16 protein-coding genes and 2 pseudogenes are annotated in these 18,327 nt (G+C 44.6%); 4 read left to right on the plus strand and 14 right to left on the minus strand.

The window, feature by feature from the left end:
* Positions 1–85 precede the first annotated feature (85 nt).
* A complete protein-coding gene (gene rlmF, locus OCU50_RS07485) occupies positions 86–1,339 on the minus strand; it encodes a 23S rRNA (adenine(1618)-N(6))-methyltransferase RlmF (RefSeq protein WP_060467806.1) in 1,254 nt (417 codons plus the stop codon).
* Positions 1,340–1,343: 4 nt separating this feature from the next.
* Entirely contained in the window at positions 1,344–1,841 is a 498-nt protein-coding gene (locus OCU50_RS07490) for a YgjP-like metallopeptidase domain-containing protein (protein WP_060467807.1), read from the minus strand.
* 153 nt (positions 1,842–1,994) lie between these two features.
* Between OCU50_RS07490 and OCU50_RS07495 the strand changes: the two genes are divergently transcribed.
* Positions 1,995–2,231 carry a glutaredoxin family protein gene (locus tag OCU50_RS07495; RefSeq protein ID WP_004734934.1) on the plus strand — a complete coding sequence of 79 codons (237 nt, stop codon included), beginning with the start codon at positions 1,995–1,997 and terminating at the stop codon, positions 2,229–2,231.
* A gap of 90 nt (positions 2,232–2,321) precedes the next feature.
* Here the strand turns inward: OCU50_RS07495 and OCU50_RS07500 are convergent, their stop codons facing one another.
* Positions 2,322–3,194, minus strand: coding sequence for a LysR family transcriptional regulator (locus tag OCU50_RS07500; RefSeq protein ID WP_060467808.1), 873 nt, complete (start codon positions 3,192–3,194; stop codon positions 2,322–2,324).
* A 128-nt stretch (positions 3,195–3,322) separates the two neighbouring features.
* Here OCU50_RS07500 and OCU50_RS07505 point away from each other — a divergent pair, with 128 nt between their 5' ends.
* Positions 3,323–4,522, plus strand: coding sequence for an MFS transporter (locus OCU50_RS07505; protein WP_060467809.1), 1,200 nt, complete (start codon positions 3,323–3,325; stop codon positions 4,520–4,522).
* Between the two features lie 83 nt (positions 4,523–4,605).
* Positions 4,606–5,172 carry a DUF1415 domain-containing protein gene (locus tag OCU50_RS07510; protein ID WP_060467810.1) on the plus strand — a complete coding sequence of 189 codons (567 nt, stop codon included), beginning with the start codon at positions 4,606–4,608 and terminating at the stop codon, positions 5,170–5,172.
* Between the two features lie 39 nt (positions 5,173–5,211).
* On the opposite strand, the gene OCU50_RS07515 is transcribed toward OCU50_RS07510, so the two are convergent.
* Complete coding sequence (locus OCU50_RS07515; RefSeq protein ID WP_060467811.1) at positions 5,212–6,282, minus strand: sensor domain-containing diguanylate cyclase; 1,071 nt, start codon at positions 6,280–6,282, stop codon at positions 5,212–5,214.
* A 212-nt stretch (positions 6,283–6,494) separates the two neighbouring features.
* On the opposite strand from OCU50_RS07515, the gene OCU50_RS07520 reads away from it, so the two are divergent.
* The gene (locus OCU50_RS07520; RefSeq protein ID WP_017057415.1) at positions 6,495–7,070 is read left to right on the plus strand and encodes a nucleoside triphosphate pyrophosphohydrolase family protein; all 576 of its coding nucleotides are present in this window, start codon (positions 6,495–6,497) and stop codon (positions 7,068–7,070) included.
* Between the two features lie 107 nt (positions 7,071–7,177).
* On the opposite strand, the gene OCU50_RS07525 is transcribed toward OCU50_RS07520, so the two are convergent.
* The 10 genes and pseudogenes from OCU50_RS07525 to OCU50_RS07570 form a co-directional block, all read right to left on the minus strand.
* The gene (locus OCU50_RS07525; protein WP_060467812.1) at positions 7,178–7,666 is read right to left on the minus strand and encodes a GNAT family N-acetyltransferase; all 489 of its coding nucleotides are present in this window, start codon (positions 7,664–7,666) and stop codon (positions 7,178–7,180) included.
* Positions 7,667–7,884: 218 nt separating this feature from the next.
* Positions 7,885–7,986 (minus strand): cytochrome bd-I oxidase subunit CydX, encoded by a 102-nt coding sequence (cydX, locus tag OCU50_RS07530; RefSeq protein ID WP_017057417.1) that lies wholly within the window; start codon positions 7,984–7,986, stop codon positions 7,885–7,887.
* 10 nt (positions 7,987–7,996) lie between these two features.
* The gene (cydB, locus tag OCU50_RS07535) at positions 7,997–9,133 is read right to left on the minus strand and encodes a cytochrome d ubiquinol oxidase subunit II (RefSeq protein WP_060467813.1); all 1,137 of its coding nucleotides are present in this window, start codon (positions 9,131–9,133) and stop codon (positions 7,997–7,999) included.
* 12 nt (positions 9,134–9,145) lie between these two features.
* Positions 9,146–10,393: pseudogene (locus OCU50_RS07540) on the minus strand (cytochrome ubiquinol oxidase subunit I); the annotation flags it as partial.
* Positions 10,379–11,347, minus strand: a pseudogene (locus OCU50_RS07545) (aminotransferase-like domain-containing protein); the annotation flags it as partial. The pseudogenes OCU50_RS07540 and OCU50_RS07545, both read right to left, overlap by 15 nt.
* A 221-nt stretch (positions 11,348–11,568) precedes the next feature.
* Complete coding sequence (locus OCU50_RS07550; protein ID WP_060467814.1) at positions 11,569–13,023, minus strand: lytic polysaccharide monooxygenase; 1,455 nt, start codon at positions 13,021–13,023, stop codon at positions 11,569–11,571.
* 289 nt (positions 13,024–13,312) lie between these two features.
* The gene (gene btuD, locus OCU50_RS07555) at positions 13,313–14,071 is read right to left on the minus strand and encodes a vitamin B12 ABC transporter ATP-binding protein BtuD (protein WP_060467815.1); all 759 of its coding nucleotides are present in this window, start codon (positions 14,069–14,071) and stop codon (positions 13,313–13,315) included.
* Positions 14,058–15,053, minus strand: a complete 996-nt coding sequence (btuC, locus tag OCU50_RS07560) for a vitamin B12 ABC transporter permease BtuC (RefSeq protein ID WP_060467816.1) — start codon at positions 15,051–15,053, stop codon at positions 14,058–14,060. The genes btuD and btuC overlap by 14 nt, the downstream gene beginning before the upstream one ends.
* Before the next feature lie 133 nt (positions 15,054–15,186).
* Positions 15,187–16,215 carry a succinylglutamate desuccinylase gene (locus tag OCU50_RS07565; protein WP_060467817.1) on the minus strand — a complete coding sequence of 343 codons (1,029 nt, stop codon included), beginning with the start codon at positions 16,213–16,215 and terminating at the stop codon, positions 15,187–15,189.
* A 259-nt stretch (positions 16,216–16,474) separates the two neighbouring features.
* Complete coding sequence (locus OCU50_RS07570) at positions 16,475–18,271, minus strand: M3 family oligoendopeptidase (protein ID WP_060467818.1); 1,797 nt, start codon at positions 18,269–18,271, stop codon at positions 16,475–16,477.
* Positions 18,272–18,327: the final 56 nt, after the last annotated feature.

The raw sequence follows: 18,327 nt of genomic DNA on the forward strand, positions 1-18,327 counted from the left end.
CGCTGGAATATAAAAACGGGCTTGTTGAATGAACAACAAGCCCTTTTCTTATGTAATCTATTAGATACTTTCTGGTATTGAAGTGTTATTTAAGCGCAATCCACTCTTGTCTCTGCTCATCATCCATAAAGCTCCACGCAACAAAGCGGCTCACCTTTTGGCCTTGCGACATCTCTATTACTTTCACTTGTTTTGCTCTTAACTTACCAAGCTCTGAACGAATCATATCAACGTTGTCTTTCTTAGAAATCAACGTAGTAAACCACAGTACTTGCGTAGCAAACAGTTGGCTCTCTCTCGCCATTTTCATAATGAAAGCCGCTTCACCACCCGGACACCATAACTCTGCTTTTTGACCACCAAAGTTCAACGTTGGCTTATCTTTTTTCGTCTGCGATTTTTTAGATTCAGGCTTGAGTGACTTACCTGCTTTCTTAGCTCGGTTTGCCGCTAGATTATCGAGCTTACGTTGCGACCCTTTTTCCGCTTCTTCTAAAGAGCCGTGGAATGGAGGGTTACAAATAGTGACATCGTAACGTTCATTGTCTTTAATGACACCTTTAAAAATAGCTTCAGAGTCTGCTTGCAATCTCGCTCGGATCTTACCTTTTAGGTTCGCGTTACTTTCTGCAATGAAGTTAGCCGTTTTGATGGATACAGGATCAACATCTGTACCCGTACAACGCCATTTGTATTCTGTCGTGCCAACAATTGGGTAGATACAGTTTGCGCCAACACCAATATCTAATGCTTTCACAGACGCGTGGTTATATGGTTCGCCTTGGCCATCGCTGTTAAGGATGTCTGCCACTCTATGAATGTAATCTGCTCGGCCTGGAATTGGCGGACATAGGTAACCCGCGGGAATATCCCAGTGCTTAACGCCATAGTGATATGCTAGTAGCGCCTTGTTAAGTAACTTAACGGCCAATGGATCAGAAAAATTGATTGTATCTTCACCGACAGGGTTCTTAATCAAGTGCTCTTTCAGCTCAGGTAACGCAGCAACCAATAACTCGAAGTCGTAGCGACCTGTGTGTTGATTTTTTGGGTGCAGTCCACCCGCAGGCTTAGCCGTATTCTTGTTACGTTGTAAACCGCCCGTTCGTTTCGGGCCTGAAGGCTTTTGCGAACCGCTCGATCTTTTTGGTGCGCTCTTATTCGAAGTGCCTTTTTTAAGCGGTGCTTTACCCGCTCCGCCTTTATTATTGGTTGGTTTACTAGAAACTTGCTTGGCTTTATTCTGTCCCGCCGCTTTTGAATCCGTATTGTTACGGTTTTTATCAGAGGCGCTGTTTTTCGACAGGCTTAGCGTGGTTCTATTTTGTGATTGGCTCATTAGGCTACTTCTTTAAATCTAAATACATCATGAATAAACGGGCATCCAACTCAAGTTGGTGATATTCCGGTTCCATGTGACAACATAGTTGGTAAAAGGCTTTGTCGTGCTCTTTCTCTTTGATGTGCGCCAGTTCATGCACTACCAGCATTCTAAGCAAAGGTTCTGGTGCATTTCTAAAGACACTGGCGATACGAATCTCATTCTTCGATTTGATCTTGCCACCGTGATTCTTCGCAACATAAGAGTGGAGGCCTAATGCATTATTGATTAGGTGTATCTTCCCGTCGTAAATCACTTTTCTGATGGGTGGTGTTTTCTTCATGTAGCGATTTTTAATCTCAATCGCATAATCAAACAGGGCCTTCTCGCTTTTTATTTCATGATTATTTGGATAGCGAGCTTCAAACCAAGGCACTAATTTACCTGACTCTACAAGTTGAGTCACAGGGTCGATAATGTGCTTAGGATAGCCTTGGATATAGCGTAAAGAAGGATGCATTCTGAAAGACCGTACAAGTTACGCCACGACAATACGTTGTGGTCTTGAAGTTTGAGCCGCATAGTGTAACTGATCACACTTTTCTAATCACCTAGGATTCGTTACACTTTAACGAGATTCACCAAGAGCTAGATTCAGCAAGAGAATGTAAAAATGAAACGTGTTGTATTGTACGTCGCAGACAAATGCCCGCACTGCAAAGATGCCCAGCGCTATTTGGACTCTAAAAAAATTGAATACCGCCTAACGAACGCAAAGATGCAGCGTGGCCGTAAAGAATTACAGGCAATGGGTGCTCGCTCTATCCCTGTACTGAAAATCGGCGACCAAGTGATGGTCGGATGGAATCAGAAGAACTTCGATAAGATGTATAACTCAAAGAACACATAACGAGCTTTGAGCTAGTCATACTTCCATACAACAAAGCCCGCAGATCCAAACCAGGATCTGCGGGCTTTGTTCTGTCTATGACATTCTAAATCACACATACTGCTTCACAAAATTGATAAAGGTTCGGTCTGCTTTCGACAGGTAACCTTCTTTTCTCCAAGCCAACGATAGGTTGAGTTTTACAGGCTCTTTAAATGGAACACCTACCACGTCTTCTTCATACTCAGTGACTAAACTGAGTAGCGCAGTGATGGCAAATTCTCGCTTTACAATGGAAAGAATCATCGGTAGCAAGTTGGTCTCGAACGCAATGGTCATATCCAAATTGTATTTTTTGCAAGTAGCGTCGATGAAATCGCGGTGGAAGTAACCCGACTTAAACATGATCAGCTCTTGAGCGAAAAACTCTTCAAAAGTGATGGATGGCTGTGATGCTAATGGGTGCTCTTTGCCTACAACGGCTAACATCTCTGAACTTAGCAGATGGTCGGTTTCAAGATCGTCAGGCACATTTTCATGATTGATAACGCCGATATCGAGTTCACCGTTTAATAGCATCTGGCGTATCGAGGCTGTACCCGCATCAATTAGTGTCAATTTTAGGTTTGGGTATTGGCTTTTAAAGGCCATCACCACTTGTGGGAAAAAGTAACTCCCCATCATGCTTGGCGCCCCTAAGCGCACCTCTCCTTTCTCTAACCCCTTTAACTCGTTCATCGCAAGCTGAGCGTCATCAAACTGCTGAGAAATCCTCCTGGCATGCTCGAACAACACCTTGCCCTCTTCCGTTAACGTCACGGATTTGTCTCCGCGCCGAAACAGAATTAACTCCAGTGTTTGTTCAAGTTTCTTAATGGAAATACTCAATGCAGGCTGTGCAATATGCAGCGCTTTAGCCGCCTGAGTGAAGCTACCAAACTGAGCAACGGCCAGAAAATGTCGAAGGGGTTTTGATTCAAGCATATCAATATATTAAATATATGGAGGTGATATTTTTAATATATTTCTTTAATCACCTTCGTACTGATAACTTGTTCACAAATAGATTACTTGTTCAAAAATAACTTAATTAATCGCACAGGCGTATGCAAATGTTTGATAAAGGCAGTACTCAATACAAACGAATCACCCAATCATTAGCGATTGGCTCGTTTATCATTTTCTGTAACCTCTACCTTTTTCAACCTATTTTGCCGCACATGGCGGAGCATTTCCAAGTATCAGAAACCCAAATCAACTGGCTGTTTGCCGCTACGACACTCGGGCTATCCATTAGTTTGGTGCCTTGGGCTATCGCATCTGAAACCTTTGGTCGAAAACCCATTATTCTATTCAGCCTGTTTGCTATCCCATTGATAGGGCTAAGCATGGTGTTCACAACGACCTTGTTGCAACTCGTGATAGCCCGCGCATTCATGGGCGTTGCTGTCGCGGCTTTCGCTGGTGTGGCAGTTGCCTACATGGTCGAAGAGTTAACCCCCAAAGCCTTTGCCGTCGCCATTGGTGGTTACATTGCGGCTAACTCGCTTGGCGGAATCTTTGGGCGTGTACTTGGCGGCTTAATCACAGACTATTTCGATTGGCACGCAACTGTTCTATTTTTCGTGGTCGGTTCATTGCTAGGTGCGCTCTTTATCGCCTACCGTTTACCTGAACAACAGAACTTCAAACCTCAAAAAGGGCTGTTCTTTCACCACAATCGCTCGGTAGTCATGCACTTAAGAAACCGTACCTTGTGGCTCGCGATGTTGATTGGTGGTGCTAACTTTGCGCTGTTTGTTAACCTGTATTCTGTAATGGGTTTCCGGTTGGTATCTGAGCCACACTCCGTGCCCGTTGGTTTAGCGTCACTCATATTCCTATGCTATTTAGCTGGTACTGTCAGTTCTAAGCTATCCAACAAATGGACACAGCGCTTTGAACCTCTGAATGGCATCTTAATGGGTGTATGTATCAGCTTAATCGGGATGTTGATTTCTGCTGTTGATAAGGTCCCGTTCATGCTAGCAGGGTTGTTGTTGATTAGCGGCGGCGCGTTCTTCGCTCATACCCTTGCCTACTCTTGGGTCAGTCAAAAAGCATCGAGTGCAAAAGCTACAGCAACCGCGTTGTACCTTGTACACTATTACATTGGCGGAAGCTTGGGCGGGTTCTTACTCTTGTATTTCTGGCAACTGTTCGGTTGGAATGGTGTGATTGCAGGCGGTTCTATCTTCTATATCGCAATATTTGCTTGGGTTTATCAGTTAAAACAGCTTCAAGTCTCGACTTCTAAACTAGCCGAAGCTTAGCTAGACAAGGTATCCAGTGAATTATTGCTTTTGATTAACGTCCGTTCTGATATCCTACGCAAAATTTCATTTCGGAACCTGCTATGTCGAACACTCAAAGCACAGATCTTCAAACCATCCACGACCAAGTCAAACAATGGTTAGATGATGTCGTTATTGGCCTAAACCTGTGTCCATTCGCAGCCAAGCCACAACGTAATAAACAGATTAAGATCTTTGTGAGTGAAGCGAATACGGAAGAAGCGTTGTTGGAAGACATCATGACGCATTGCGTAGAGTTAGATAACACGCCAGTTTCTGAATTAGAGACGACATTGGTAGTTGTACCCAACATGCTGCAAGACTTCTTCGACTACAACATGTTCATTGATTGGATTGAAGCGCTGATCAAACAGGAAGACTGGGAAGGTGTTTACCAAGTGGCGACGTTCCACCCTGACTATTGCTTTGGTGGTGCGGATCCAGAAGACGATGAAAACCTAACGAACCGTTCTCCGTATCCGGTTTACCACTTGATTCGTGAAGCAAGTATGGAAAAAGTGTTGAAGCACTACCCTAACCCTGAAGCGATTCCTGATACTAACATTGCAAGAGTTGAATCTTTAACGCCCGCGGAACGTCGTCAATTGTTCCCTTATCTATTCAGCTAATTGCAAACAGTTGAACACTGAGAACGAACCAGTTTCGGCTTACGAACCGGAGTGTTCTTGATGATATGGACGAGAAATAAACTGATCTCGTCCATTTTGTTTAGCAATGTACAGGCATTCATCGGCAACTTTGATTAGCTTATCTAACGCCGACATCCTTTGCCCTTTAGTATCCCCTGTGCTCAACTCAAAATGACAGGCACCAATTGATATGGTGACTGGCTTTCGATCCAGTGTGATCTTCTTTATCTCTTGTAAAAGAGCTATTAACTTATCTTCAACACCATTTTGTGTACTATTAGGGTACCAAAGAATGAACTCCTCGCCGCCAAAACGCGCCACAAATTCACCTTCTTGGGTATTCTTGCTCAGCAGATTCGCCACTTTTTTTAATACCGCATCACCCATTTGGTGACCATAAGTGTCGTTGACCTGCTTAAAGAAATCGATATCCACAACAGCCAAGGTCCCTTTCCCTAGAGAACCTTTTAACTGTTCCACTTCTGCATTCAACGTTTTGAACAAGCAACGCCTATTCGGCAAGTGTGTTAAAGGGTCGTACAGAGCTTGGTACTCTAGTTTCTCATTCAGATCTTTGAGTTTTCGTTCTTGTTGTCTTCTAACGAGCTCCACTTCGATCCATGAGGCCATAAGTCTCATCACATCAATATCGAACTCTTTGAACTCACGATGATAGGCCGCTGGGCTTGAAAAGTTTAAGGTGCCATAAAGCTCATCATTAACGAAAATGGGGATACCAATGTAAGACTCTAGGCCAAAAGACTGATACGCAGGATGCGTCGCATACTGATCGTGTTTACCACAATGCTCAATACAGGTAGGGCCAATAGATTTGCAAGTAATCTCGCAATAGGTCGAACAATATTCGAAGGTATCACCGCGATGGAGATCAACATCTTCAGGTTTAACACAGTGTTCAACAAAGTAAGTGTTACCATCAATTTTAGATAAGATACCAATATCTAAGTTGAAGCGTTCAAGGCCCATATTAAGCAACTGAACAATCTGATTATCGAAGCCCTTTCGATAATCGTTGGTGATTTGATACAAGCGGCGTATAACAACTTCGCTTTCACTAGCTTGGTGCATAATGATATCCCACTGCTGCCGAAGTTAGTGACAACATTAACATTTCTAATATAAACAAGAGTAAAAGGGAGAAAAGTATAATAATCAATGGATTTGTGTACAAAATGCCTCATTGATCCAATGAATAAAGGTCGAGTTCTTCGACTTTGCGTTAGCACCCTATTCCTAGCTTTGGTAAAATACTCTATTAACGAAACAGAATGGATAGGAATATGACCCTTTCTCAACTAAGCCAAGAAATCTACGATCACCTTTACCGCGATATTAAAGAGTTCCGCAGTACTTTTGATCTGCCTGTTGCTGCTCCTGAAACCATGGATGAAAAAGGCGATACGCTACATACCTCTCTAGCGATCGAAGAACTGACAGAACTTGCAGAAGCTGACTCTAAAATCGAGCAAGCAGACGCTATCGTAGACAGCGTTTACGTTTTGATGGGACGTTTGGTTCACCTTGGCCAAGCTAAGGTAGAAGACAACCTAGCAATCAGTTATCTGATCGACTTGCTGCTGAATGTTTCTAAGAACCGTTCAATCGACTTTCTGCCTTGTTGGGACGAAGTACATTCAAGCAACATGAGCAAAGTATGTCGTAACGAAGCAGAATACGCTGAAACAGAGGCCTTCTACGCTAAACAAAACATCAAGCTGATGGCGGTTCAAAAAGGCGAATACATCATCGCGAAGTGTGCGGAAGATTTCGTATCTGAAGGCAAGACAATTCGCCAAGGTAAAGTACTTAAATCAGTACACTACCGTCCTGCGAACCTTGAGCCACTAACGGCTTAAGTACGGCTACGACTGAAGCTGTTTAAAGCACCGCGAGCTAAAATAGCAAACGCCACGTTTAAATAACGTGGCGTTTTATTATCTGCCAATGATTTTTAGCGGCGTGCCTATATCAATCGCGCCATGTGATAAGCCGCGACATAATTACCATTTCTAAAAGCAAAACTCGCAGACTCCCCTTCAATAACAAAACCGAACTTCTTATACAGGCTAATCGCTCTTTCGTTATCGGTATAGACCGTTAACTCCATTCGCTTGATGTTAATCCAGTTATCACACAAGTCGATCGCGGTCGCGAGTAACTGACTACCGACGCCTTTGCCTAATACATCGTCTTTAACACCCATACCAAATGAAGCAACATGACGCCTTCTCGGGTTTATACACACTTCCATTCCCAAGTTACCGACAATTTCCCCATCGATCAGCGCGACATAGGAGTATACGTTATCAGGCATATTAGAAATTCGTTTTTGCCAGCTTTCCAGAGATGGATTTGGGAGTTGCAGCGTACCAGTATAAGCATTAGTGCATTCGTAGATTTCTTTGATTCCCTTCGCATCTGACGGTTCAGACCGTCTCACTATAATACTCATCGCAACTCCTACTATTATTCTTCACTAATTGTGATGCACATCCTCAATGTGCACCTAAACACACTAACAAATAGTGAATATTAAACAATAGGTTAATTAAGAATGTTTTTGTTAGAGCTACAGGTTGAATAGGTCATGATCCGAAGAGGACATGAGTTTGAGGAACAAAAACCAGAAACGCATATTTCTGGTCTTCTTTTTTATTATTGTGCAAGCGACTAGGACTCTGTTTCCGAATCACTTTTCTCTAAACTCATAACGTTCAAAACAGCGAAGGAAGCAGCCAAAAATAGACCTAATATCCAAACAAAATACCACATGAAAAACTCCTTAATACAGTGAATGGCCATTACGTTCGACATACTCGCTATCGAGTCGCCCAAACATGGTGCGGTAGCTAAAAGCGGTGTAACACAAAATGATGGGCACCATCACAAATGCTACGCCTGTCATTATGTTCAAGGTTAGTTCGCTCGATGTTGAATCCCACAACGTTAAGCTATGGCTTGGGTTAATACTCGATGGAATAATGAATGGGAACATCGAAAAGCCAGCCGTTAAAACAATGCACGCATTAGTAAAACTTGAGCTGATGAAAGCCAGCGCATCCCACTTTAATCTCGCACTCACCAGCGCCAACAGCGGAATGAGCACACTGCCAATCGGCGCAAACCACATCCAAGGGTAAGTCTCGAAGTTGGTTAACCAAGCACCTGTTTCTTCTATCGCTTGTTTGTTTAACGGGTTTGAAACAGCGCTATGGTTCAACTCATTGACAATCAAATAACCATCAATTTGGCTTATCGCTAAACCGCCAATGGCCATAAGACTGGCCACAAATACTGCACTTACCTGCGCCACCAATCTTGCCTTGTTGTATAGCGCATCGGTGGTTTTCATCATCAGCCAAGCGCTGCCTTGCAACAACGCCATCAATAACCCAACAAAGCCACATAACAGAGCAAACGGATTAAGCAAATCAACAAACGATCCGTGGTATTCAACCATGAGCAAACTATTAAGCGAGAAAGGAAGCCCCTGCATCAAATTGCCAAACGCGACACCAAATAAAATCGGCGGAAAGAAGCCTGAAAACGAAATCGCCATATCACATACTTTTCGCCATTGGTCGTTATCTATCTTGGCTCGGTATTCAAGCGCAAGAGGACGTAGCCACAATGAAATAAGAGCCAAGTACATCGCAACATATAAACTTGAAAACGATGTCGCATACACTAACGGCCAAGCCGCAAACAAAGCGCCGCCTGCGGTAATTAACCACACTTGGTTGCCATCCCAATGGGGTGCGATGGAGTTAATCATCACGCGCCTTTCTGAATTGATTTTACCGATGATCGGTAACAACGCTCCGACTCCCATATCGAAGCCATCGGTGATCATAAAACCAATCAGTAAAATGCCAATCAGAACCCACCAAATTAAACGTAATGTGTCATATTCGAACATGAGTCAGTCACCTTATTGTTGAACTTGTTGTGCCAATTTGGCTTCAAGTGATGTTGTTGTTTGTTCATAGTGATAACGCCCTGTTTTCAAACTGCTTGGGCCTTTTTTAGCGACGGTAATCATTAGGTAGCTTTCTACGATAATGAACACGGTATAGAGGCTAAGAATAAGCGCGAGAGACGTAAGTAGGTTCTCGACGGTTTGCGAAGATGCCGCTACGGTTACAGGAAGGATTTCGCCGACTGCCCATGGTTGACGACCATATTCAGCAACAAACCAACCCGCTTCGATTGCTATCCAAGGTAATGGGATTGACCAAAGTGCCGCCTTCAATAACCAAGGCTTTTGAGTGATGTTTTTACGATAGGTTTGTAAGAAAGCCGCACCAAAGACAAACAACATAATGAAGCCACAGCCCACCATGATTCGAAATGACCAGAACAGAGTCCACACAGTTGGAATTGAATCGTCGGCAGCTTGTTGAATTTGCTGTTCAGTAGCATCAGTTACCGTATCTGTGTATCGCTTGAGCAATAAGCCATAGCCTAGGTCATGCTTGGTTTGATCGAAAGCTTGCTCTGTCTCATGTGAGGTATCGCCAGCTCGCAAACGCTCTAGTAATTCATAGGCGATAATGCCGTTTCGAATACGCACTAAATGTTGATCACGCAAGTCATGAAGACCCGTCACTTGCTCGTCCAAAGATCGCGTGGCAATAATCCCCATCACATATGGAATTTTCACAGCGAAGTCGGTTTTCCCTTCCTCTTGGTTGGGTAATCCAAACAAGGTAAACGCTGCAGGAGCAGGTTCGGTGTGCCACTCGGCTTCAATCGCCGCGAGTTTCACTTTTTGAACGTCGCCCAGTTCATAACCAGACTCATCACCCAATACAATAACCGAGATAATGGCAGCCATGCCGAAAGATGCGGCCACAGCGAAAGAACGCTTTGCAAACGCTACGTCTCGACCTTTCAACAAGTAGTAAGAACTCACGCCTAGGATAAACATCGCCCCGCAGGTGTAAGCAGAAGCAACCGTGTGTAAGAACTTAACCTGAGCCACAGGGTTGAGCACCACTTCGGCAAAGCTGGTCATTTCCATACGCATGGTTTGGTAATTGAACTCGGAGCCAATCGGGTTTTGCATCCAACCGTTAGCAACCAGAATCCAAAGTGCAGAGAAGCTAGAGCCCAACGCCACCAGCCAAGTCACAACAAGATGTTGGCGTTTGGATAGCCTTTCCCAACCAATTCGAAAGCCCGGCGACAATGACTTGGAAAACGAACCACAAAGCATAATCTGTTCGCCAGTATCATAGGCTTTGGCGGGCAATGATGTTTGATTACCAACGTGAAGTTCACGATACACATCGTCTTCGATCATCGGGATCTGATGTTGATTCACCAACTCGGCCAGTCGTTGCTTGTTGCTGTCACTCATCGAATAACCGACTGGGTTTTGTGATTCCGTCATGAACCAGCACGCTTTAATGTCCATTGACGCGAACACCGACTCCAACACATCAAGATCGATTCCGGTTTCAGGGTCTGTTGGTATCTCCACTGCCGTTAGGTTTAGCCTTTCAATGGTCTGCAACACACCATAAAACGCTGGATACTCGATAGCGACCAAGTCACCCGGTTCTGTGCAAGATTGCAAACAGAGATTAAGCGCTTCCATCGCACCAGAGGTAATCACGATGTCATCCGGTAGTACATTTAAACCATGCATTTGGTAACGCTGAGCAATTTGTCTGCGAAGTGTTTCACTGCCCGGAGGTAAATTGGTGAGCATGCTGTTATCCGGCATTTGACGGCTAGCGTTGGCTAAGCTGCGCGACAATGCTTGATGCGGGAACAAAGCGGGATCTGGAAACGCCGAGCTAAGCGGAATAATGCTAGGGTCTTTCGCTCGTTGAAGTACATCGTAAAGCAGATCACTGATTTTAACGGAATACGGCTTGATGGCTTTGTGTTGCGCGTTTTTTAAAGTGAATACATTTCTGCGAGGTAACACGAAATAGCCTGACTTCGGCTTTGAGCGTACATAGCCTTGGTCTTCGAGCTGTTGATATGCTTGCAATACCGTCTCGATACTAAGTTTGTACCGCTTACACGCATCTCTAATTGATGGGATCTTCTCGCCACTCAGCCAAATGTTTTGCTCTATCTGATTCTTGATTGTATTGGCGAGTATCTGTGATTTTTTCATCAATAAATTCTTTTCTATCTAATGCGCTTAAAGATTACCAAACTCTGGATACTCGGGGTATTCAGACATTCAAGTTAAACCAAAACCCTACCCTAAACTCAATTACCTCCGTGGTCGACTTGTTTATTTCCCCCATAAGAAAAGGCACCACACTCATCAATCGAGTGCGGTGCCTTAATAACTTAGCTACTTAGTTACTTTAGTTTGGGTTAACTAGCTGACTAGTTAGCTGGACGCCAAACGCCCCATTTGTCATTCTCGTAGGTCGCTTGAGGGTTTTTACCACCTTGAACCCACCATTGTGCTTTCCATGACTGGTTCGAGTAAGTCACGACTTCACCACCAAGGTAAACCTTGGACGAGTCCCACGTGCCTAGGTCTGGGTCAGGAGTCGGATCTGGATCCGGCGTTGGATCTGGATCTGGTGTTACGCCAATGTCATCAGCAATCACTTCGAACGTAAAGGTTTCAACACTGTCGCTTTCAATTGAGCTAGCCATAAACGACAAAGTTTCGTTCGCTGTAATCGCAGTCGTGTCAACCACAATTGAAGCTGTACCGTTGTTTTGAATGCTAACTGCAGAACCTTGAGTTTGAGTTAATGTCGCCGCTTCGCTTGTTGCAATCACAACTTTGTCGCCAGCATTCACTACGTTGTCACTCTTCACTAGCTCATAGATATCGCCTTTCAATGGTTCAACACCACCGTCGCCACCTTCAATCAATGTAAGCTGACCTGAAGCACGGCCATCCTTTGAGTTAAAGAAGTTGCGTGTAGGATCGTTTTGGAAGTACATGTAATGCTGCATTTCATCATGCCAATCACCAATGAACACCGCGCCATCTTTAAACTCTTCATGCCAACCGTTGATTTCAGAAGCCAGCAAACGAGCCCAGTCATTAACGTTTGAAGCGTCGATAGCAATATCAAAACTACGCGCGACTTCACCGTACTTGTTGATGATGTCGTAGTTAACGGTGTCACCGACTTGTGGAGTACCAAATTGTTCTGAAACAAATAGGTCACCACGCACTAGATCAGGCTCAGGTCCTGGCTCTGGTGGAGGGGTTGTATCACCCGCGATAGTGATGTCTGAGCAGTTGTAGAAGCCTTCACCCGCGGCATCGTCACGTTGCCAACGTACGTATAAGATTGCATCGCCAGAACGGTCAGAAGGAATCGTCACGTTGATACGGTATTTGCCACCGCTAACAGGAACATTGCCCACTTCTTGGATAAGCTCTAAGTCTCCCCACTCTAGGCCTTTGCTAAGGTCTGCATTTGGTTTCGTTAGGTAGAACTCCCAGAATGAAGGGTTGTGCGGTGCCGTCGCGTTGAATACATATTCAAATGTACCTGTACTTAGCTCGGTGCGAGTCCAACCAGTGTGAGGCGCACCCATGCCGCGTTTTTGCGAATCATTGGCATAACATAAAGTGCCGTCAGGAATCGCCGCTTTTACAGCATTGATGTTGTTGAAATCTTGAATGTTTTTTGCGTATTCATTACGTTGAACGAACGGGTATGAGCCAGAAATATCTTTCGCTTGAGCACATGCCGCATTTGGGGGTGTACCCGACCAAATACCACCTTGCTCATAACACGTGTTCTGACGCGCGCTTGGAAATTCAGACCAACCATGAGCATTTGCCACTGATGGCACACTCGATAGCATAGCCACACCCACTGCTATTTTTAGAATATTGTTATTTATTGCTGTCACTTTCCCACCCTCTATTAGTTTAACTCTACACACAGCACTAACATTGGCTAACCAACCACCAATACTGTTAGAAGATTTATAGTTTTGACTTGAAGAACAACAAAAAATATATACATCAACACCGTCTATAACAGCGGGGGTTATATTAATAGGAATCGGAATCACACAACTCAAGTAAATGTGTTGTCGATAAATGATGTTGCTTCGAATTATCGATTTTTACCGATACCAAATAATCTTTCTAGCCAAACAAAAGATAACTTTGGTTTTTGACGGAGATGCTTGTTACTTGCGTGTTGAACACAGACTCAAGTTGCTCTGGAGCCAGCACTTGTGCCGCAGAACCAGAAGCTTGTAAAACGCCCTTGTCGAGCAGTAGCACTTGGTCAGCATGTCTCAAGGTCCGGTTCAGATCGTGGTTTGCCATGATCACCGCAATGCCTTTTTGGGCAACTCGTTCAATGAGTTTGTAGAGCAAAGCTTCTTGTGCAATATCCAACGGTGCCGCTGGCTCATCGAGAATCAATAACTTTGCGTATGGGTTAAGTGTCGGCCAAATCTGTAAACACATACCCGCCAAGCGAACACGTTGCCATTCGCCACCAGATAAAGCTTGGATTGAACGATGAAGCTTATCTGCAATGTCTAGCATCTGGCTGATCTCAGCCAAAGCAACATTAATTTCAGCATCAAGGCCATGTGATGAGCTTGGCAGAGACAACGCAAGATATTGGAACACTTCTAAGTTGAAGGCGGGTCTTGCGCTTTGGCACAAGTAGGCACGATGCAGTGATAAGTCTTGCAGCGACAACTCTGATAAGTCTTGCTCATCGAGCTTGATATCGCCTTTGTGCCCATCACCAATGCCCGAGATAGCCTCAAGTAAGGTACTTTTCCCGCTGCCATTGGGGCCGATAACGTGAGTCACCTGCCCCTGTTTGAGCTCAAATGAGAGCGGTAATAAACGAGCGCCGACGCTCAGGCTCTTAATTTGAATCATGATTTTTAATTAACATCCAAATGAAGATAGGCGCACCGACACTGGTGGTCATCACACCCAAAGGTAATTCTGCAGAATCTAATAAAGTACGCGCGCAAATATCAGCAAACACCAACAATGCAGCACCCGCAACAGCAGACAAAGGAAGCAGGTATTTGTTGTCAGTACCAATCGCTAAACGAAGTAAGTGTGGCACAACTAAGCCCACAAAGCTGATCACGCCGCCTAATGCCACGGCACAGCCGACCAAAATAGACACAGCGAAGATTAAGCGCCAACGTAACTTAGGTACATTCACGCCCAACTGAGCAGCGTGTGTCTCCCCTATCATCATTTTGTCTAGCTTACTGCCTTGCAAGCACAACCAAATGATCACGGGAATCATCATTAACGTCAGCGAGTGCTGGTACCAAGTCACGCCACCTAAGCTGCCCATTAGCCAGTACATCAATAAACGAAGGCTGAGGTCGTCACTAAAATAGAACGCCCATGTCACCATCGCACCAGAAAGAATGCCTAATGCGACCCCCACCAACAGCAGCTTGGCCGTGGTGAGCCGCATCACTTTAACCATGCTCACCAGAATGACGGTGAAACAGAGCGAGCCTAAAACGGCGGCAATCATGAAGAGTTCTGGAGTCGGAGCAAACGGTAAGAAGAACAGTACTATCACCATGGCTAGGCTTGCACCGCCAGAAATGCCGAGCACACCTGGTTCTGCCAATACGTTGCCTAATAACACTTGTAAGCTTGCGCCAGATACCGCTAACCCTGCCCCGATAGCAATAGCGGCCAATAATCGAGGTAAGCGTAAATCAATCAGTAGTTTTTGTTCTAACGTGGACAAGGTGCCCAGAGGGGAAATGAAGAGATCGCCAACCATTAAGTAAATGGCACTCAGCGCGACAAGCAGTGCTGCCATCAGATAAATGGCTCTAGTCCATTTGCGCTGTTTTTGGTGAAGAAGTTGTTGGAAATCCATATCAAGCTACTTTGAAAATGTTCGCGTAACCTTACCTGTATCCCCAAATAAACTCAAGGCTCACACCGTAATGTGAACCTTGATATTTCAACCAGTTGAGCGGTTGTTTTCGTCGTTTAAACCCGTGTCGATATTAATCGTACACAAGCTGACCGTGGTCGAATCGTGTTTCAACTTCACACACCATTAGGGCCGCTCGTTGACCAATAGCAACATTACGGTTAGGGAACACCACGGCTTCGTTTTCATTCTTCGCCATTAACGGTTTATCACCATCATGGCCGAAGACTTCACCGTGCTTGAACGCGGTAAAGTTCTCTACAGAATCTGAGAACATGAAATCGAAATCATCATGCAAACGAACAATGGTTCGGCTCACACGATAAGTAATCGTTCGCTTGGGTAAATGCTCTGGCTCAACTTCAGCAATCAAGTTACGCATCGCCAAGTCAAAAGCCGTTAGTTTATCAAGTTGGTTCTCACCAATTCTCGCGACCTGCCCTAGCTCCATTGTCAGAGCTTGCGCTTCGAAGTTTTCAGCGCTGTACCAACTGAACGTGCTGGTTGGTGCATTCGACAACAACACCGCTTCAACGTGAGCACTGTTAATGAAATCAAACAGCGCTTTGCTGCGGACTTCGTGGCGAACCTTAGGGCTCACTGCGAATGAGTAATGCTTAGATAAACGGATTGCACAGTGCAAATCTAGATGCCAGCGAGTGGCAGGTTCCGTATTCTTGTAAAACTCAGTCACCAAGAACTTCAAGTTCTTCGCGATATCCACTTCTCGATTACTCTCGTGCTGTTTTTCATCAAACAGGCGATTCATGTTCACATCAAGAAAACGAGTATGTGCGTTGGTTGCTTCTGGGTGAGCAATGATGAACAAACATCTTGCTGCCACTACTTGGAAGCCTGTTTCAATATCCTCAATGAGCTTATCGATCAGCTCCATTGGTGAAGTTTCGTCACCATGAACACCGGTTGAAAAAATGATGTTCTTGGTTTCAGAATTAAAATCCGCGGGAATCACTTCCAAGACACCGCGTTGATGAAGCTTAATTTGAACACCGTTACTCAGTACGGTCTGTCCTGCAAACACTTCTTGCTCAAGATCTAGGCTGTCAAAAAGAAATGATTGGCGAAAGAGGGTCTTCGTCATGCGCTACTCCTTAATTGCACGGCCGTATGTTAATAAATTGTACATAGAAATTGTGTTGCTAGGATCGCACTTATCAACAGAGACTCCGTTTTCACTCACAAATACTACCCATATATTTTTATATTACCTGATGATCTTTACTCACCGACATCTGTTCCAAATAACTTTCTCTATTTAGAGTCACTTTTAGCTATCTCAGCAAGATAAGAGCCACGTAAGCTAACACAGCTCTTACCTGCTATGAACAGATTGAGATCAATTAATCTTCCTGATTGAGCAATCTTTCAAATTCATCAATTTGAACTTTGACCATGTCGATGCTTTGTTGCCAGAAATCGGCCTGAGTCAGGTCCATTCCCAAATGTTTTTGAACCACTTCTTCCGCCATCATGCTGCCAGTATCACGAAGTAAAGAGACATAATCTTCGTAGAACTGTTCACCTTTTGCATCTCGCTGCGCGTAAACACCTTTGCTGAACAGGTAACCGAACAGATATGGATAGTTATAGAAACTCACTTGAGAAATGCTGAAGTGCAATTTGCTCGCCCAGAAGTAAGGATCAGCTTCTGTCATTGCATCGCCGTACCACTCTTTCCAAGTGGTTTCCATCAAGTCGCACAACTGTTTAGCTGTCAGTTCGCCTTTCTCACGTTGCTCGTAAAACGCTTTTTCAAACTCGAAACGCACTGGAATGTTCACCATCAAAGCGAGTGAAGAAGAAAGCTCTTCCCACAACATTTCGAGCTTCTCATTGCGTGTTTGTGCTTGTTGTAACAAGTGGTCACGAACGATATTCTCAGCAAAGATAGAAGCGGTTTCTGCCAGCGTCATTGGGTAGCGAGTCTTACACAAAGGCATGTCACGCATTACCCAATTGTGAAAAGCATGGCCGAGTTCATGCGCTAAAGTCATTAGATTTGAGCGGCTACCACCCCAAGTCATGAAAACGAGCGGCGTACGTGTAGCAGCAAATTTAGTGCAGTAAGCCCCTAAACGCTTGTTGGCAGCAGGTGCAGCATCAATCCAACCATTCTCAACCATCAAACCCACAAACTCAGCCATCTCTGGATTGACTTCATCAAAAGCAGTTTTGATTACTTCAATCGCCTCATCAAAAGAATAAAGCGTAGACTCGCTGTCACCGAGCGGTGGCATTGCCGCTAAATGGTTCCAAGGTTTCATTTCATCTAATCCGTGAACTTGTGCCATTAACAGACCGGCTTTCTGTCCAATGTTACGATTAGCTTTTGCCACCGACATCATGGTGTCTAGTGTTTCTGGCACGATGCGGCTGCCGTGTAGGCTTGGATCAAGAAAATGCACATCACTAATTTTCGAGCGCTTTTTGTTTTCTGTCAGTCGCCATCCCGCCAATGCATTTAGAATCGAAGCAAAAGATTCTTCGTGCGTCTTCATTGCGCTTTGAACCGCTCGCCATGCCGGTTCTTGTTTCTCGAATTCACTGCCATACAGTAAACTAACCGCTTGGGAAAAACCGAGAGCTTCTTCTTCACCTTGAACCTTTAAAGACAACTTCAAAGAACCCGTTAGGTTGTCGTATAAACGACCCCACGCGTCACGACCATCAACCTTCATTGCTGCTAATAGCTGCTCTTCAGCCACACTAAGTCTGCTGCTCGATAATTTTCGTGAACTTTCAATCGCAAAACGTTGGCCTGCGACATCCACACTTTCATGCTCTAGAACGGCATCAATAAATTCTGGTTCAGCGTGAATCAATGTGTCTTCATACGGGCTAAACGCTTGAGACATTTCAGAGTTCAACTTCGCGACACGGCCAAGCAATGCTTTGGCTTCTGTGTGTGTTGCATCTACCGATGCGTGGCAGTTGGCGAAAGTATTGATGGTGCTCAGTAACGTGCCAGCCGCTTCTGAAGTCTGAATGGCGTTTTGCATTGCTAGAATGACATGGCGTATTTCAACATGCTGGTACAACAGCTCAATACACTGTTGAATGAGTTCAATATCCTGTTCGATTTTTGCATCATCTAGATCGCGATAAGCAATACTGAGATCCCAACTTGGTGTGGTCATGACTAAATTCCTTTCACGTGGGTAACGGCTAAAACCACCGTCTTACACTTTTAATA

Source organism: Vibrio toranzoniae (genome assembly GCF_024347655.1).
GTDB lineage: Bacteria > Pseudomonadota > Gammaproteobacteria > Enterobacterales > Vibrionaceae > Vibrio > Vibrio toranzoniae.

What these genes read in the sequence shown, in the direction of transcription:
- rlmF (WP_060467806.1), bottom strand. Translation starts at nt 1,339, where the DNA reads ATGAGCCAATCACAAAATAGAACCACGCTAAGCCTGTCGAAAAACAGC.
- OCU50_RS07490 (WP_060467807.1), bottom strand. Translation starts at nt 1,841, where the DNA reads ATGCATCCTTCTTTACGCTATATCCAAGGCTATCCTAAGCACATTATC.
- OCU50_RS07495 (WP_004734934.1), top strand. Translation starts at nt 1,995, where the DNA reads ATGAAACGTGTTGTATTGTACGTCGCAGACAAATGCCCGCACTGCAAA.
- OCU50_RS07500 (WP_060467808.1), bottom strand. Translation starts at nt 3,194, where the DNA reads ATGCTTGAATCAAAACCCCTTCGACATTTTCTGGCCGTTGCTCAGTTT.
- OCU50_RS07505 (WP_060467809.1), top strand. Translation starts at nt 3,323, where the DNA reads ATGTTTGATAAAGGCAGTACTCAATACAAACGAATCACCCAATCATTA.
- OCU50_RS07510 (WP_060467810.1), top strand. Translation starts at nt 4,606, where the DNA reads ATGTCGAACACTCAAAGCACAGATCTTCAAACCATCCACGACCAAGTC.
- OCU50_RS07515 (WP_060467811.1), bottom strand. Translation starts at nt 6,282, where the DNA reads ATGCACCAAGCTAGTGAAAGCGAAGTTGTTATACGCCGCTTGTATCAA.
- OCU50_RS07520 (WP_017057415.1), top strand. Translation starts at nt 6,495, where the DNA reads ATGACCCTTTCTCAACTAAGCCAAGAAATCTACGATCACCTTTACCGC.
- OCU50_RS07525 (WP_060467812.1), bottom strand. Translation starts at nt 7,666, where the DNA reads ATGAGTATTATAGTGAGACGGTCTGAACCGTCAGATGCGAAGGGAATC.
- cydX (WP_017057417.1), bottom strand. Translation starts at nt 7,986, where the DNA reads ATGTGGTATTTTGTTTGGATATTAGGTCTATTTTTGGCTGCTTCCTTC.
- cydB (WP_060467813.1), bottom strand. Translation starts at nt 9,133, where the DNA reads ATGTTCGAATATGACACATTACGTTTAATTTGGTGGGTTCTGATTGGC.
- OCU50_RS07550 (WP_060467814.1), bottom strand. Translation starts at nt 13,023, where the DNA reads ATGCTATCGAGTGTGCCATCAGTGGCAAATGCTCATGGTTGGTCTGAA.
- btuD (WP_060467815.1), bottom strand. Translation starts at nt 14,071, where the DNA reads ATGATTCAAATTAAGAGCCTGAGCGTCGGCGCTCGTTTATTACCGCTC.
- btuC (WP_060467816.1), bottom strand. Translation starts at nt 15,053, where the DNA reads ATGGATTTCCAACAACTTCTTCACCAAAAACAGCGCAAATGGACTAGA.
- OCU50_RS07565 (WP_060467817.1), bottom strand. Translation starts at nt 16,215, where the DNA reads ATGACGAAGACCCTCTTTCGCCAATCATTTCTTTTTGACAGCCTAGAT.
- OCU50_RS07570 (WP_060467818.1), bottom strand. Translation starts at nt 18,271, where the DNA reads ATGACCACACCAAGTTGGGATCTCAGTATTGCTTATCGCGATCTAGAT.